The sequence below is a fragment of the Streptomyces cirratus genome (genome assembly GCF_014650775.1).
Lineage (GTDB): Bacteria > Actinomycetota > Actinomycetes > Streptomycetales > Streptomycetaceae > Streptomyces > Streptomyces cirratus.
Window position 1 is genome coordinate 19175 of record NZ_BMVP01000004.1, and the last position, 14720, is coordinate 33894.

The 14720-nt window shown below is 72.4% G+C and carries 15 protein-coding genes; 6 read left to right on the forward strand and 9 right to left on the reverse strand.

The genetic code is table 11. The annotated features are described in order from the left end of the window. Positions 1–101: 101 nt before the first annotated feature. On the forward strand, positions 102–1370 hold the full coding sequence (locus tag IE207_RS12755; protein ID WP_190184267.1) for an APC family permease: 1269 nt from the start codon (positions 102–104) through the stop codon (positions 1368–1370). A gap of 109 nt (positions 1371–1479) precedes the next feature. On the opposite strand, the gene IE207_RS12760 is transcribed toward IE207_RS12755, so the two are convergent. Genes IE207_RS12760 through IE207_RS12770 form a run of 3 tightly spaced genes read right to left on the reverse strand, consistent with a single transcriptional unit; the run spans position 1480 to position 3439 of the window. Continuing rightward, positions 1480–2151: a phosphatase PAP2 family protein gene (locus tag IE207_RS12760; RefSeq protein ID WP_190184268.1), complete on the reverse strand. Its 672-nt coding sequence runs from the start codon at positions 2149–2151 to the stop codon at positions 1480–1482. Beyond that, complete coding sequence (locus IE207_RS12765) at positions 2151–2759, reverse strand: phosphatase PAP2 family protein (RefSeq protein ID WP_190184269.1); 609 nt, start codon at positions 2757–2759, stop codon at positions 2151–2153. Before IE207_RS12765 ends, IE207_RS12760 begins: the two co-directional genes overlap by 1 nt. Further along, the gene (locus IE207_RS12770; protein WP_190184270.1) at positions 2756–3439 is read right to left on the reverse strand and encodes a DedA family protein; all 684 of its coding nucleotides are present in this window, start codon (positions 3437–3439) and stop codon (positions 2756–2758) included. Before IE207_RS12770 ends, IE207_RS12765 begins: the two co-directional genes overlap by 4 nt. Before the next feature lie 122 nt (positions 3440–3561). Between IE207_RS12770 and IE207_RS12775 the strand changes: the two genes are divergently transcribed. From IE207_RS12775 to IE207_RS12795, 5 genes are all read left to right on the forward strand, one after another. Then, positions 3562–3939 carry a BlaI/MecI/CopY family transcriptional regulator gene (locus tag IE207_RS12775; protein ID WP_190184271.1) on the forward strand — a complete coding sequence of 126 codons (378 nt, stop codon included), beginning with the start codon at positions 3562–3564 and terminating at the stop codon, positions 3937–3939. Then, positions 3936–4877 (forward strand): M56 family metallopeptidase, encoded by a 942-nt coding sequence (locus IE207_RS12780; RefSeq protein WP_190184272.1) that lies wholly within the window; start codon positions 3936–3938, stop codon positions 4875–4877. The genes IE207_RS12775 and IE207_RS12780 overlap by 4 nt, the downstream gene beginning before the upstream one ends. A 255-nt stretch (positions 4878–5132) precedes the next feature. Continuing rightward, positions 5133–6536, forward strand: coding sequence for an ATP-grasp domain-containing protein (locus IE207_RS12785; protein ID WP_190184273.1), 1404 nt, complete (start codon positions 5133–5135; stop codon positions 6534–6536). Then, on the forward strand, positions 6533–8533 hold the full coding sequence (locus tag IE207_RS12790) for a PEP/pyruvate-binding domain-containing protein (RefSeq protein ID WP_229873679.1): 2001 nt from the start codon (positions 6533–6535) through the stop codon (positions 8531–8533). The genes IE207_RS12785 and IE207_RS12790 overlap by 4 nt, the downstream gene beginning before the upstream one ends. Before the next feature lie 110 nt (positions 8534–8643). Then, complete coding sequence (locus tag IE207_RS12795) at positions 8644–9846, forward strand: MFS transporter (RefSeq protein ID WP_229873680.1); 1203 nt, start codon at positions 8644–8646, stop codon at positions 9844–9846. 6 nt (positions 9847–9852) lie between these two features. Here the strand turns inward: IE207_RS12795 and IE207_RS12800 are convergent, their stop codons facing one another. The 6 genes from IE207_RS12800 to IE207_RS12825 all read right to left on the reverse strand — a co-directional run bounded on the left by IE207_RS12800 (position 9853) and on the right by IE207_RS12825 (position 14663). Continuing rightward, positions 9853–10530, reverse strand: a complete 678-nt coding sequence (locus IE207_RS12800) for an HAD family acid phosphatase (RefSeq protein ID WP_229873681.1) — start codon at positions 10528–10530, stop codon at positions 9853–9855. 201 nt (positions 10531–10731) lie between these two features. Continuing rightward, positions 10732–11001, reverse strand: coding sequence for a hypothetical protein (locus tag IE207_RS34075; RefSeq protein WP_190184699.1), 270 nt, complete (start codon positions 10999–11001; stop codon positions 10732–10734). After that, positions 11002–11331 carry a hypothetical protein gene (locus IE207_RS12810; protein WP_190184275.1) on the reverse strand — a complete coding sequence of 110 codons (330 nt, stop codon included), beginning with the start codon at positions 11329–11331 and terminating at the stop codon, positions 11002–11004. A 108-nt stretch (positions 11332–11439) separates the two neighbouring features. After that, complete coding sequence (locus tag IE207_RS12815; protein WP_190184276.1) at positions 11440–12336, reverse strand: RNA polymerase sigma-70 factor; 897 nt, start codon at positions 12334–12336, stop codon at positions 11440–11442. Positions 12337–12524: 188 nt separating this feature from the next. Then, positions 12525–13730, reverse strand: a complete 1206-nt coding sequence (locus IE207_RS12820) for an NAD(P)/FAD-dependent oxidoreductase (RefSeq protein ID WP_190184277.1) — start codon at positions 13728–13730, stop codon at positions 12525–12527. Positions 13731–13877: 147 nt separating this feature from the next. After that, positions 13878–14663, reverse strand: a complete 786-nt coding sequence (locus IE207_RS12825) for an alpha/beta fold hydrolase (RefSeq protein WP_190184278.1) — start codon at positions 14661–14663, stop codon at positions 13878–13880. Positions 14664–14720 lie beyond the last annotated feature (57 nt).

The following is a 14720-nucleotide window of genomic DNA, read 5'->3' on the forward strand; positions in this document are numbered from 1 at the left end:
CGAGCGGCCTCGGCCTCCGGGCGGTCGCGTCATCGCCGTCCGATATCGTGCGCCGGTGTGGGGACCGTGACGGCCGTGGGCCCGTGGTTGAGGAGCGAGCGATGGGTACGGCGGGGGCATCTGCCGATGCGGGGGAGCTGAGGCGGCACCTGGGCGTGTTCGACGCGGTGGTGATCGGGCTCGGGTCGATGGTGGGGGCGGGCATCTTCGCCGCGCTCGCGCCGGCGGCGGACGCGGCGGGGTCGGGCCTGCCGGTGGGCCTGCTGCTGGCCGCGGTGGTGGCGTACTGCAACGCCACCTCCTCCGCGCGGCTGGCCGCGCGCTATCCGCAGTCGGGCGGTACGTACATCTACGGCCGTGAGCGGCTCGGGGACTTCTGGGGCTACCTCGCCGGCTGGGGCTTCGTGGTCGGCAAGACGGCCTCCTGTGCGGCGATGGCCCTGACCGTCGGTTCGTACGTGTGGCCGGGGCAGGCGCACGCGGTGGCGGTTGCCGCGGTGGTGGCTCTGACCGCGGTGAACTACGTCGGCGTGCAGAAGTCCGCCTGGCTGACACGGGGGATCGTGGCGGTCGTCCTGGCGGTGCTCGCCGCGGTGGTCACCGCCTGCCTCACTTCCGGCACGGCGCGGGCCGCGCGGCTGGACGTCGGGACGGACGCCGCCTTCGACGGCGTGCTCCAGGCGGCCGGGCTGCTGTTCTTCGCGTTCGCCGGGTACGCGCGCATCGCCACCCTCGGCGAGGAAGTACGCGATCCGAAGCGGACCATCCCCCGCGCCGTCCCCCTCGCGCTCGGCCTCACGCTGGTCGTCTATGCGGCCGTCGCCGTGGCCGTGCTCGCCGTACTCGGGCCCGACCGGCTCGCCCACACGGCCGCCCCGCTCGCCGAGGCGGTACGCGCCGCCGGTGTCCCCGACCTGGCGCCGGTGGTACGCGTCGGGGCGGCGGTCGCCGCGACCGGGTCGCTGCTGGCACTGGTCCTAGGGGTCTCGCGCACCACTTTGGCGATGGCCCGCGACCGGCACCTTCCCCACGCGCTGGCCGCCGTCCACCCGCGGTTCCAGGTGCCGCACCGCGCCGAGCTCGCGGTGGGCGCGGTCGTCGCCGTTCTGGCCGCCACCACGGACGTGCGCGGCGCGATCGGCTTCTCCTCCTTCGGCGTCCTGGCCTACTACGCCGTCGCCAACGCCTCCGCCTGGACGCTCACCCCCGCCGAGGGGCGCCCCGCGCGGATCGTGCCGGTCGTAGGTGCCGCGGGATGTCTGGTCCTGGCTTTCGCCCTGCCGGTGGCCTCCGTACTGAGCGGCTCCGCGGTCATCGCGGCCGGTGCCGCCGCCTACGGGCTCCGCAAGGCGCTCACCGCCCGCGCCTGATGCGTCGGCCGGCTCCGGGCTTCCTGCGCGACGGCGAACCGTTGGTGTGCTCACCCGGCGATGCCGCGGCAGGCCTCCTCCCGCTCGGCGGCTCGCGAGGGAGCGCTCCTCATCCGGTGGCCGCGCGGGACACCGGACCCCGTCCGCCCACGCCGTACACGGCCATGGCCGCGGCGAGCCAGGTGAGGGCGTAGAGCCAGCCGCCGAGGACATCGGTGGGCCAGTGCACACCCAGATAAACGCGGGTCAGACCGACCGCGATCGCCCAGCAGGCGAGCAGGCACCAGCAGAGGCGGGCGGTGGCCGGGGCGGCGGCGCGCCACACCGCCCAGGCCAGCAGACCGGCCGCGAGCACCGAAGTGGTGGCGTGGCCGGAGGGGAAGGCGAAGCCGGAGGCGGGCGCCGCCCAGTCGTCCACCGGCGGGCGCGGCCGGGTCAGGCCGTACATGACGGCGTAGCGCACGCCCTGGGCGAGCAGGAGGAATCCGATCGCCCCCGTGACCGTCAGCAGGCGTCCGCGGGTGTCGCGGCCCCAGCCGGCGACGAGCCCGGCCGTGAGCGCGCACAGGTAGGGGACGGGCCCGCTGCCGGTCGCCGTGACCGCGCGCGCGAAGGCCACAGCGACGGCGGGACGGTGCCGCACCGACCAGCGGTGCACGCTCTCGTCGAGGGGGTACGGGGCACCGCTGCGCGCCGCGACCACAATGGCCAGCACGGCGAACAGGACGGCACACAGCGCCGCCACCAGGGCCCAGCGGGCGGCGCGCGGTGCGGCGGTCATCACCGGGTGGCGACAAGGGGCCGCAGCGGTGTGGTGCCCAGCCGCTGTACGAGGGGGGCCGCTCGGCGGGCTGCCCGGGTCAGCAGCCAGGCGATCACCGCTCCGACGGCCAGGCCGAGGACGACGTCATGGGGGTAGTGGGCGCCCACCCACACCCGGGAGAAGGCCATCAGCAGCGCGGCCGGCACGGCGATGGCCGCGAGCCGGCGGTCGGTGACCCACAGGGCAGCGGCCGCCGCGGCGGCGATCGCGGCGTGGTTGCTCGGGAACGACCAGTCGCCGAGCGGCGGGCACACCTCCAGCGTGACCGCGTGCAGGGTCTGGCACGGCCGCTGCTCCCGGAAGACCGACTTGATTCCGGTGTCCACGAGGAACGCGGCGACCACGACGAAGGGCGCCGCCAGCGTCATGGCGGTCCTCGCCGGATCGGCTGCCGACCGGGCCCGCCACCAGGCGAGAACCATGAGTACGGCGAAGAGGGCCAGGCCGTAGGTGGACCAGGCGGTGAGCGGGCCGTCGAGCCAGGAGGGCGCCCGCTGGGCCAGGCCGGTGATCCACGTGTACAGGTTTCCGTCGACGGCGGGGCCGTCCAGGGCGAGCAGGCTCAATGCGAGCCTCCGTTCGAAGTGCGGCTGCCCCGTCGGCGGATCACTTCCACGACGAGCGGGGTGAGGGAGACGAGGACGACGAGGGCGACGATCGGCAGGAGGTAACGGTCGACGTTGGGCACCGAGGAGCCGAGCGCGTATCCGGCCAGGACCAGTCCCACCGTCCACGCCAGGCCGCCGACGACCTGCCAGAGCGTGAAGACGCGGGACGGGACGCCCAGGGCGCCCGTCATCGGGTTCAGGACTGTACGCACGATCGGTACGAAGCGGGCCAGGACGATGGCCTTGGCGTGTCCGTACCGGTCGAGGAGTTCCTCGGCCTTCGCGGCGCCCTCGTGGAGTTTGCGGCTGCGGCTGCGGGCCAGCAGGGCGCGTCCGCCGCGCCGTCCGAGGAGGTAGCCCGTCTGGGCCCCGAGCAGGGCTCCGGCCACGGCCGCGCTCAGCACCTGCGGGAGCGAGAGGTGGACCGGTCCGTGGTTGTCCGGTACGCAGAGCAGACCGGCGGTGAACAGGAGGGAGTCGCCGGGCAGGAAGAACCCGACGAGGAGGCCGGTCTCCGCGAAGAGGACGACCGCGACGCCGAGGGCTCCGAAGGCCGACAGGAGGGAACCGGCGTCCAGCAGGTTGACCGCCTGTGGGCTGAGCGCGTGCGCCGCCGCGGCGAGATCGGCCAAAGCCATGTCGAAGAGCTCCCATAAGGTGAGAGGGGCGGGGTCCGGGACGATACCCCGCCGACCGATGACTACAGTTCCGTAGACGGTCTACATCACTGTAGACGATCAATGTGTGGAGGAGCGCGCCCATGGGCGACAAGAACGCCGAGCGACGCCCCGCCGGCGAGCTGGAGGCAGGCGTACTCACGGCGCTCTGGGCGGCGGACGGCCCCCTCACCCCGGGCCAGGTACAGGAGATAATCGGCGGGTCCCTCGCCCGCACCACCGTGACGACGATCCTGTCCCGCCTGTACGAGAAGGGCACCGTGACCCGGAAGCGGTCCGGCCGCGGGTTCGTCTACGTTCCGACCGAGGACGCCTCCGGCCTCACGGCCCGGCGCATGCACGCCGAACTGGCCAAGGACGAAGACCGCGGGGCCGTACTGAGCCGCTTCGTCTCCCAGCTGAGCGACGAGGACGAGCGCCTGCTCCGCGCACTGCTCGACGGGGACGGAGACGGCAGGTGATCTACTGCGTCTGGCTTCCCCTGCTCGTGCCGTTCCTGGCCGCGCCGGCGAGCCGGCGGCTGGCCTCGGCCCTGCCGCCCCGGCAGGCGATCTGGCTGCTCACGACGACCGCGGCCGGTCTGGCCGCTGCCAGCAGCTGCGCGCTGGCCCTGCTCATCGTCCCCGGCGCCACCCACCTGCACGCCGTCGCCGCCCTGGGCGACCTGCTCACTCCGCTCTACGGCGGATCACCCGACGCCGTCATCGCCATCGCCGTCACAGCGGGCGCCCTGCTGGCCTGGTGCACCACCCGGCTGGTGCGGGGGTTGCAGCGGCGCCTGCGCCAGCTGCGGCACGCCGCGAGACTGGCCGCCGAGGCGGACGGCGAGCTCGTCGTCCTGACGGACGAGCACCCCGACGCCTACGCCCTCCCGGGGAGCCCCGGCCGCATCGTCGTCACATCCGGCATGCTGCGCGCGCTCTCGGCGCCCGAACGCGAAGCCCTCCTCGCCCATGAACGCGCCCACCTCCGGGACCGGCACCACGTCTTCACCGCCCTGGTCGACCTGGCCGCCCTGTGCCATCCCGCGCTCCGGATCCTGCGCGAGCCGCTCGCCTACGCCCTGGAGCGCAGTGCCGACGAGTCCGCCGCCCGCACCGTGGGCAGCCGGCGTCTGACCGCCCGGGCCATCGGCCGGGCCGCTCTGGCGGCCCGCGCCTCCTCCGCCGGCGACCGTACGCGTCCCGCTCTGGCTCTCTCGGCGACCACCGGGCCGGTACCCCGGCGAGTCGCCGCCCTCCTCGGCAGCAGCACCGAGCCCAGGACCGCGCGGCCCCTCGCCCGGTCCTTCGCCGCCCTCGCCGTCGCGGCCTGCCTGGCCCTGTCCGCCGGCGCGTCCCTCCAGGCGGCCGACGACCTGCACGACGGCATCGAGGTCGCCCAGGGCGAAACCCCCTGAGGCGATTCGGGTCTCAATGAGGCGGGGTGACGGGATCCCCAGGGCTCGCGCGGGTGGCTGAAACTCCCTCGTTCCGGCGCCTGTTGGCAGGCCCGGGTGTTTGACGAACGCTCAACCGAGTAGGCGTACAGCTGTGCGTCCCCGTTTCCGTCGTGCTCTAGCTGACCCCGGTCCGTACGTGGTGCCACCACGTACGGCTCGTCCGCCGACGACGCCGTCGCGCGACGCGGCGTCCTCCTCGACCCCAGGAGCACCATGACCCCGATCCTCTTCGTCTATGCCAAGGGCGGCCCTCCTCTGGAGTACGCGCTCCCGAGGATCGCCGCACATGCCGCCGTTCACGTTCTGGCGCTCGCGCCGCTGCCCCGTGTCAGCGAACAGGTGTGGCTGCCCCAGTGCGCGTCGGTCACCACGGCCCCGCCGGGCGAGGGGGTGGAATTGGTCGATCTGATCTGTTCCCACGCCCGCCGCGTCGGCGCCGCGGCGGTGCTGACCCTGTCGGAGTACGCGGTGGTGGCCGTCGCCCACGCGAGCCTGCGGCTCGGTCTGCGCGGCGCCGGCGAGCGGGTCGCGGGGGCGCGGGACAAGCGTCTGATGCGCCGGATCTGGCGTGACTGCGGGCTGCCCGTCCCCGGGTTCACGGAGGTCCACGCTCCGGAGGACATCGCGAGGGCCTTCGAAACCCTGAGGCGGCCGCTCCTCCTGAAGGCCGCCTGGAGCGCGGGCTCCACGGCCCATCTCACCGTGTGGAACGAGCAGCAGGCCGAGGAAGCCTGGAAGACCGGACGCTCCGTCATGGAGGCGTCCTCCGCACAGGGTTACGCGGAACTCCACGCCGCGGACGAGGGCGTCAGCGATTTCCTGCTGGAGGAGATCGTGACCGGTCAGGCATCCGACTGGTTCGACGGGGCCGGCTGGGGCGACTACGTCAGCGTGGAGGGGATCGTCGCCGACGGCCGCTACCACCCGTTGTGCATCACCGGGCGATTACCGACCGTCGCGCCCTTCACCGAGCGGGCGAGCCTGGCTCCGGCCGCCCTCCCGGAAGCGTCGCAGCGCCGGATCGAGGAGGTGTCGCGCGCCGCCGTCGACGCGCTCGGGCTCGACACCTGTGCCACCCACACCGAAATCAAGCTCGGCGCGGGCGGGGCCATGTGGCTGATCGAGACCGCGGCCCGCTTCGGCGGGGTGATGACCACCCGGCAGGTGGAGACCGTCTTCGGCCTCGACATGATCGGCATGCTGGTGCGCCAGTTGCTCGGCCGGGACGTCGCCTACCCGGAGCGGATGCTGACCGAAGGCGAGGGGGCCGCCGGATCACTCGTCGTCCTCGCCGTCGACCCCGAGGGCCGTCCCTGGCGCGAGCTCCCGGCCTGGGACTTCGAGGCGGTCGACTGGGGCGCCCTCATCGCACCGGGGTCCCGCGTGGAGCTGGTTCGCGAGCACAGTCTCGCGCCGGGCAGCCCGGTCCCGCCGTACGAGGAGGCGGGAGGGGCCAACTCCATGGCTGCGCTGTGCTTCCTCAGCGCCGGGTCCGGGCCGCAGCTGCTGGCCGACTGCGGCCGCATCCTCGCCGCCCTGCCGAAGGCCCTCACCACCACGTCCCCCGAACGCTCCGCCACGTCCGCCGACCCCTCTACGCCAGGGAGCACCGCATGACGAACGCCGGCGCCCTCACCCCCGCGCCGTCCCCCCGGGGCGCCGCCGTGGACGCCCTGCTCACACTCCCCCTGTTCGAGCAGCTGGCCGGGGTGCTGGGCGGGCACCCGTACGTGAAGGTCGTCGTGGACCGGGAGCAGGGGGTGTGGCACGTCCTGGACAGCGCCGTCCACTCCTTCCACGTCAACTACATAGCCACCGAGATCCAGGGCCTGACCCTCGACCAGCTCGACGCCGAACTCGACCGCTTCAACCACGACGTCTACCAGGCCCCCGCGCGACGCTTCCTGCTCGGCGTCTTGTCGCTGCACTCCCGGGGCGGCCCCGAGCAGGGCGAGCCGTTCATGGTCCTGGAGACCACCGAGGCCGACACCATGGGCGCGGACCTGTTGATCGAGTTCCACGCCTTCGTACGGGCCCATCTCGATCCCGCGCTGGAGCTGCTCCTGAAACCGGCCAACCACGGCCAGGAGAACGCCCTCGCGGCGGTGCCGGAGACCGTGGTGCCCCGTGCACGGGGACACGCGCTCTCGGCGGCCGCGCCGTTCGTCCCGTTGACGCTCGCCTCGGCCACCGGCCGGCTCCGTGCCTTCGTCTCGCGCGAGGAGTACCTGGCCGCCCGCGCGGACCTGACCTGGTACGACATCGTCGCCATGCCCGTCGTCCCCGACGACATCCCGCGGCTCGCCGGTCTGATCAACGCCCTGCCCACCACCCCGCTGTCGCACACCAACATGCTGGCAGCCGGTTGGGGCATCCCCAACGCCATCGTCCGCGGGGTCCTCGACACGATCGCCGACGAGAAGCTGGACGGTTGCTGGGTCCGTTACGAGGTGACCGCCCACGGGTTCGTCATCGAGCGCGCCGAGGAGCCGTCGGACCTGGCCGAACCGACGTGGCACACCCAGCGGGTCCGCCTCGACGCGCCGCAGGTGGCGGACGTACCGCTCGTGCCGCTGTCCGCGTTACGGGCCGGGGACCGGAACCGCTACGGCACCAAGGCGGCCAACCTCGGGGAACTGCACCACGTGCTGCGCCACGGCTCGTCCCGGCTGACCGGCTACTACTCCGTGCCGCGCCCGCCGCGGGCCGACCTGCTCGGTCACCTGGCCGCCCGGCTGGGGATGCCCGAGGACGGTGATCTCGCCCAGTACGCGGGCGAGTTCCTGAGCCGCCACGTCCGGGCGCCGGCGGGCATCGCCGTCCCCTTCTCCGTCCAACGGCGGTTCCTGGACTCCTCGCCGGCCGTGCAACAGAGCATCGGCAAGCTGAAGATGGCCCTGGAGCTGAACGCCATGGACGCCGTCGACACCGTCTGCGTCCAGTTGCAGCACCTGGTGCGCACCCTTCCGGTGCCCGAGGACCTGGTGCGCGCCCTGGACGCGCAGGTGGTCGAGCACCTGGCGGGCACGAGCCGCTTCGCCGTGCGGTCCTCCTCGAACGCCGAGGACCTGCCGGGCTTCTCCGCGGCCGGTATCTACGAGTCCCACACCAAGGTCACGGACCTGCCGGGGCTGCTGGACGCCGTCCGCCAGGTGTGGGCCTCGTTGCTGTCCCCGCGCAGCGTGCGGCTGCGCCATCAGGCCGGGATCGCCCTGGACGACACGTACATGGGGGTGATCGTCCAGCGCTACGAACCCTCCCCGCTCGGAGGCGTCATGGTCACCTGCAATCCGACCAATCGGGCCGACTTCCGCAACGTGTACCTCAACTGCGCGCACGGCTCCACGGCCGATGTGGTCGACGGCCGGACGCTGCCCCTGCAGTACCTGTACAACACGGTCGAGGGCGGCGGCCGAACGATCTCGCTGGGCGCGGCCACCGAGGACCTGGCGCCGCAGACCCGGGACCACCTGGGCCGGCTGGCGCTGGCGGGGCGTCTGCTCCAGTCCCATTTCGCCACGGACTACACCTTCGCGGGGCCGCTCGACATCGAATGGCTGCTCGGGCCGGGAGACGCGCTCCACATCCTCCAGCTCCGGCCGTACAGCGCCTGACCCGTCCGTAGTCCGTCCCCGCGTACCGTCCCAGCCGAAGGCCGCCCATGCCCATCTCCCTGCGTGCGCGCGCGACACGCCGCGTCCGGCCGCCCGCCGCGGTGCTGCGCGTGATCCGACTGAACAACGGGTTCCAGTTGTTGTTCAACCTGCTGTGGTGGATGCCCGTCTTCTACGAGTACCAGAGGCGGGCAGGCCTGTCGGACAGTCAGATCTTCGGGATCCAGAGCGTCTACTACGTGGCGTTCTGCCTGCTGGAGATACCCACCGGCTTCATCGCCGACCGGATCGGGCAGCGCCGTTGCATGCAGCTCGGGGCTGCCTCGATGACCGCGGCGAACCTCCTCCCGGTCGTCTCGCCGTCCTTCGCGGGCTTCATGGCGCACTTCCTGGCCATCGCCGTCGCCCGCTCGTTGGTGTCCGGGGCCTCCAGCGCCTACCTGTACGAGTACCTGCACGAACACGGTGCGGACGCGCACTACGTACAGGCCGAGGGCACCGCCCGGGCGCTCGGCCTCTGGGCGAAGATCGCTTGCTGGCCGCTGGTCGGCGTCCTGATGCACGTCCGGCACGAGGCCCCTTACGTGCTGACCGCGCTCTGCGCGCTCGGTTCGCTGGCCTGCGCCGCGGCCCTCCCCGCGATCGCGGCGCCCCGCGACGGCGCCCACCCCCCGCCGGAGCGCGTCGGGCTGTTGGCCTCGGCCCGCCAGGCCGCGAAGGTGCTCCGGACGTCACGGTCCCTCGGGCCGTTGATGGTGCAGGGCGTGGCAGTGTTCACGCTCGCCCGCATCTGCCAGGTCAACCTCTTCCAACCGCTGCTCCTCGAAAAGCACCTCCCCGTCGCCGACCACGGTGCGGTGCTGTCGGCGATGACCGTCGCCGAGGCCGTCGGGTCGGCCAGGACCGGCTGGTTGCGCGGCAGGCTGTCCGACACCACCGTGGTGACCGTCCTCAGCGTGGTCATGGCACTCACGCTCGCGGCCACCACGCTGTCGGGGGGCCCGGGCACGATCCTGTGGCTGTGCGTGTTCGCCGCGGCGGCCGGTCTGGCGTACCCGGTGCAGCGCAATCTGATCAACGCGGCCATCCCGCCGACCCCTTACCGGGCGACCCTGCTGTCGGTGGAGTCCATCATCGACCGCGGCGTGTGCGCGCTGGTGGCGCTGGCCGTCGGCGCCTACCTGGCGGCGGACCGCCTCGACGCGCTCCTCGTGCACGCGGCGGTGGGCACCTGCGTGCTGCTGCTCGTCGTGGGCGTCGTCCTGGGGCGACTGCGCCGGGACGGGGAACGGCCGGCCGCCGGGCGGACCTGATACGCGTCAGGAGAGCTTGCCGCCGTAGTCCGGGAGTTTGAAGGTGCGCTCCGCGTGGCCGCCGACGAGGTCGCTCTCGTTGTTGCCGATGTTGGCGATGATCGTGTAGCCGCGGTTCTCGATCTCGGCGCGCTTGGCCGTTTTGTAGGCGCTGACCTGGCTGAACAGGTTGGGCAGGTCGCGTACGTAGAGTCCAGACACGGGGTAGCCGACCGAGGTCAGGTTGCGCTCGGTGAGCGAGTAGAGGATCCCGGGGCGAGCGGTGACGAAGAAGACGGCGACGCCGCGCGCGTTCGCGTACCGGGTGAGGTCCAGGACGGGGGCGATCGCCGGGGTGGGGTTCGTCCAGAACCAGTGGAAGTCGGTCTCCAGCGAGGAGTTGTCGATGTCGAGGACGATGGCGGGCTTCTCCCCGGAGGGGGAGGAATCCAGGCGCTGCTCCACGTAGGGCCGCGCGGCGCCGACGACGGCGGCGACATCGCGCTGCCAGGCCGTGTAGTCGATGCCCAGGATCGCGGCGTTGCCACCGGGCGCCCAGGCGGTGACGGCGGCCGGAGCCTGCGCGGGCGCCTTGGTCACCGCGTGGGCGGCGGTGGCCGGTGCCAGGGCCAGCACGGCCGCAGCGGCGGCGGTGCCCATGACGGTGCGGGTGGTGCGGGTGGTGCGGGTGTGGGCTCTGCGCATGGGGGTCACAGGGTCACTCACTCCTGTCGCGGATGGCATGTACGCGAAAAGAATCAGTCACAGACCGCGCGATATCTACTGGTTGGTAGGTAACTTCTGGCGAACGGCGGGTGGAGTCCAGGGATGATTCCGCCGCGCGAGGAGGCGGGAGCCGGCCGCGGCAGAGCGCGGCCGGCCCCCCGACTGCTGGTGCGTGCCGGGTCAGCGTGCGGAGCCGGCCCGGCGCATCCGTGCGGCGAGCAGCAGGCCTGCGCCCGCGACCAGTGCGCTGCCCGCACCGCCCGCGATCAGGACCGAGTCGCCCGCGCCGGTGCCGGTGTTGCCGTGGGCCTGCTGGCCCTTGCCCTTGCCCTTGTCGTTCTCCTGCTGGGCCTTCTTGTCCCTGGCGCGCGCCTCGTGCTGGCCCGCCTTGAGGAACTCGCTGCGGTCGGCGGGGGTGCCCGCCAGCGCGGCGCGGCCGGCCTTGACCAGTTACGGACCGCCACCATCGATGATCTTGGCGATCGCGACACGGTTGTCCTGGTCGCGCAGCTCGTACTGGGTCACTTCCAGGAAGTGGCGCAGCTCGGCCGAGGTCGGCGAAGTGCTGAGGAGCTTGCTGATCGCCTCGCTCAGGACGGGGCCGTCCCAGCCTTCGTCGATGCGGGCGAGTTCGACCCGGTCGTCCGAGGCTGCGCGAGGTACCGTCCCGTCTGGAGGAAGGCGCAGCTGCTCCAGCGTCGCCTTGTCGTTCCGGAAGAGCTGGTTGATGCCCTCCTTCAAGCCGGGGCCGGCACCGTTGAGGAGCCTGGTGATCAACACCCGGTAGTCGTCGAGGCGGATGCGTTACGGGGCACAAGACCCGTCGGGCCCGCCGATGGTTGTACGCCACATCGAGAAAAGGGGCGTGAGCGGGTCGCCGGCTGCCGCTCACCGCAGGGCGAGCGGAACCTCGGATGCGATGTGGGACAGCTTCTCCGGGTTGCGGACGTAGTAGAGACCGGTGATGCGGGAGTCCTCCACACGGATCGCCATGACGCCGTCGATCTCCCCGTCCAGACGAACGAGGAGGGCCGGGTTGCCGTTGACCACGGCGGGGCCGAAGCCGATCGCGTGTCTGATCCTGCCCGTTCCGCCGATGACGAGTCGGCCCACCTTGTCGGCGCCGATGACCGGCCGCGGGGCGGCGTGCTTGAGGCCGCCGCCGTCGCCCATGTAGACGACCGTGGGGGCGAGCACGTCGAGGAGGGCCTGGAGGTCCCCGGTTTCGAGCGCGCGCCGCAACGACTCCACGGCCGCCCGGGTCTCCCTGGCGGAGGCCGCCCGGCGAGGGCGGCGGGCATCGACGTGCCGGCGGGCGCGGTGCGCGATCTGACGGACCGCCGCAGGACTCTTGCCGACGGCGGCCGCGATCTCGTCGTAGTCGACGCCGAAGGCCTCGCGCAGTACGAAGACGGCGCGCTCGGTCGGCGACAGCGTCTCCAGGACGAGCATCATCGCCATCGACAGGCTCTCGGCCAGCTCGACGTCCTCGGCCACGTCCGGCGCGGTGAGCATCGGCTCCGGCAGCCAGGGGCCGACGTAGGCCTCCTTGCGGCGCGTCAGGGTGCGCAGCCGGTTGAGGGCCTGGCGGGTCGTGATCCGGACGAGGTAGGCGCGCTGGTCGCGCACCTGCTCCAAGTCGACCTCGACCCACCGCAGCCAGGTCTCCTGGAGGACGTCCTCGGCGTCGGCCGCCGATCCGAGCATCTCGTACGCGACGGTGAAGAGCAGGTTGCGGTGGGCGACGAACGTGTCGGTCGCCGGGTGGGAGGCGTGCTCGTTCATATCCCCGCCCCTGCCCCTCGTGTCCGCGGACGGCGGTGACCCGCGACGGTCTTCGAGCGTGCATCCACGGCACGGTCCCTTTCAGTGGCTGCTGTTCGGTCCGACCCGGTGCGGGGGGCCGACGACATGGCGTTGCCGCACGATAAGCGCCCGGATCCGTCGCGGTCGCATCGGACCGGATCGACGATTCAGACAACCCGGTCGGCCGGGGCCGGCGCCTCGCCGCGCTCGGCCTGGAGCAGCCGGCGGCGCGTTGCACCTCCTGGCATGAGGTGCAAGCGGTACGAACCGGGCCTGCCCGCCTCGTGCGCCAGGTGGTTGGGGACGCCCTTGCAGACGACTTCCTTGAGCTTGGCGCCCAGGCGGCCGTCGATGTTGAACCACACTGCGACGTCGGACCGGTTGGCGAACTGGAAGATGCCGGCGTGCCGGCCCAGGCTGATGCACTGGGCGCCGAACGACTGGTTGAGCGTCGAGGGCTGCTCGCCGGCGATCCGGCTGAGTACCGTGTCGGCAGCTCGCGCGCCCAGCGGGATCGCGGCCTGGCAGCTCATCCGCAGCGGCAGCCCCGACGGTGCCGCCGAGTCCCCGGCCGCGACGATGCGTACGTCGTCCACACTCGTCAGCGTCTCGTCCGTCAGCAGGCGGCCCAGGGCATCGGTGCTCAGCCCGCTTCGGACGGCCAGGTCCGGCACGCCGAAACCGGCGGTCCAGATGGTCAGCCCGCTCGGCAGCTCGCGGCCGTCGGCGAGCCGTACGGCGTCACGGGTCACCGCCGTCACCTTCGCGCCGGGTCCGTCGAGGACGCGCACGCCGAGCCGGGCCAGGCGTGCGGCGACCGAGCGGCGGCCCCGGGCATGGAGGTAGGGGCCGAGCGTCCCGCCGCAGACCAGGGTGACCGCGCGGCCCTGTTCCGCCAGCTCGGCGGCGGTCTCGATGCCGGTCGGGCCGGCGCCGACCACGGTCACAGCTGTCGTCGCGGGCGCGGCGTCGAGGGCCGGGCGCAGTCGCTGCGCGTCCTCCAGCGTGGCGATCGGGTAGGCGGACTCGGCGGCCCCGGGCACACCCGGGTCGGCGCTGCCACTGCCCACCGCGTAGACCAGGTAGTCGTAGCCGAGGGCGCCGCCCGACGCCAGCGCCAGGCGGCGGTCGCCCGCGTCGATCCGCGCCACGGAGTCGACCACCAGCCGGACGCCCTCGGCCAGGACGTCCCGGTAGGCGACGACCGCCGTGTCGGAACCTCCCACCAGCTGGTGCAGGCGGATCCGGTGGACGAAGTCCGGACGCGGGTTGACCAGCGTCACCGTCAGGTCACCGCGCTGCGTCAGACGGTTCGCGGCCATGACACCGGCGTACCCGCCGCCGATCACGACCACATCAGTGTTCTCAACCATGGTGTCTCTCCGTCGCTTCAGGGGCTTCGGGCACAAGACACCGCGCGGCTGTGGGCTGTGACGGCATGTGAGCCGGATCACTCCCCTGCCGTCGGCTGCCTTGACGACAGGCTCGGGTTCCGTGACCCGTTGCCGCGGGTCACCGGCTCACAGCGAGCCGAGGAACCTGCTGACAGTCGCAGCGAACTCGACCGGGACCGTCTCGTGGACGGTGTGCCCGGCCGGGAGCTCAACGAGCCGGGTACGGGGCCGCCGTGCGGCCATGTCCCGCGCGTGTTCGGCGCCGAGCACCACGCTGCGGCTGCCCCGGATGAGCAAGGCCGGGCAGTCACTGGCGAGCCAATCCTTCCAGTGATCCCCGTTGAGGTGGTGCTGGGAGGCGTTCATGTCCTTTGGGTCGGACGCAAGGCCCCACCCGTCGGGATACTCGCGCACGGCGCCTTCGAGGTAGCCAGCCGACGGCCCGAGCCCTTCCAGCAGCTCAGCCCGGGTCGCTGCGCGGTGTGGCCAGGACAGGCCGAAGGACAGGTCGCCATCGACCTCGGCGCCGATGTCCTCGACGATCAATGCGTCCACAAGACCAGGGACCCGTGCCGCGAGCTGGTAGGCGTTGACGCCTCCCAAGGAGTGGCCGAGTACGACCGCACCATCGATCCCGGAGTGTTCCAGCACTGCCGCAGCGTCCTCGACGTAGCCGGTGCGGCAGAAGTCGGGAGGACTATCGGAGCGGCCGTGTCCACGCTGGTCTGGCGCGATGACGCGCCAGGAGGGCCCCAGTTCCCCAGCCAGGCGCGTGAAGGTGCGACCTTCTCCGAAGTGCCCGTGCAGCGCCAGCAGAGGACGACCCGGACCACCGAAGTCGAGATACGACAGGCGACGGCCGGTCACCATCATGGCTGCGCGCTTCGGCTCGGGCGGGATCGTCGACGTCATGGTCGTCAGTATGCGTCGGTCCGATCACCCAAGGTCATGAAGCGAGCAGTAGCCAGC

What these genes read in the sequence shown, in the direction of transcription:
- IE207_RS12755 (WP_190184267.1), top strand. Translation starts at nt 102, where the DNA reads ATGGGTACGGCGGGGGCATCTGCCGATGCGGGGGAGCTGAGGCGGCAC.
- IE207_RS12760 (WP_190184268.1), bottom strand. Translation starts at nt 2,151, where the DNA reads ATGACCGCCGCACCGCGCGCCGCCCGCTGGGCCCTGGTGGCGGCGCTG.
- IE207_RS12770 (WP_190184270.1), bottom strand. Translation starts at nt 3,439, where the DNA reads ATGGCTTTGGCCGATCTCGCCGCGGCGGCGCACGCGCTCAGCCCACAG.
- IE207_RS12775 (WP_190184271.1), top strand. Translation starts at nt 3,562, where the DNA reads ATGGGCGACAAGAACGCCGAGCGACGCCCCGCCGGCGAGCTGGAGGCA.
- IE207_RS12785 (WP_190184273.1), top strand. Translation starts at nt 5,133, where the DNA reads ATGACCCCGATCCTCTTCGTCTATGCCAAGGGCGGCCCTCCTCTGGAG.
- IE207_RS12790 (WP_229873679.1), top strand. Translation starts at nt 6,533, where the DNA reads ATGACGAACGCCGGCGCCCTCACCCCCGCGCCGTCCCCCCGGGGCGCC.
- IE207_RS12800 (WP_229873681.1), bottom strand. Translation starts at nt 10,530, where the DNA reads ATGCGCAGAGCCCACACCCGCACCACCCGCACCACCCGCACCGTCATG.
- IE207_RS12815 (WP_190184276.1), bottom strand. Translation starts at nt 12,336, where the DNA reads ATGAACGAGCACGCCTCCCACCCGGCGACCGACACGTTCGTCGCCCAC.
- IE207_RS12820 (WP_190184277.1), bottom strand. Translation starts at nt 13,730, where the DNA reads ATGGTTGAGAACACTGATGTGGTCGTGATCGGCGGCGGGTACGCCGGT.
- IE207_RS12825 (WP_190184278.1), bottom strand. Translation starts at nt 14,663, where the DNA reads ATGACGTCGACGATCCCGCCCGAGCCGAAGCGCGCAGCCATGATGGTG.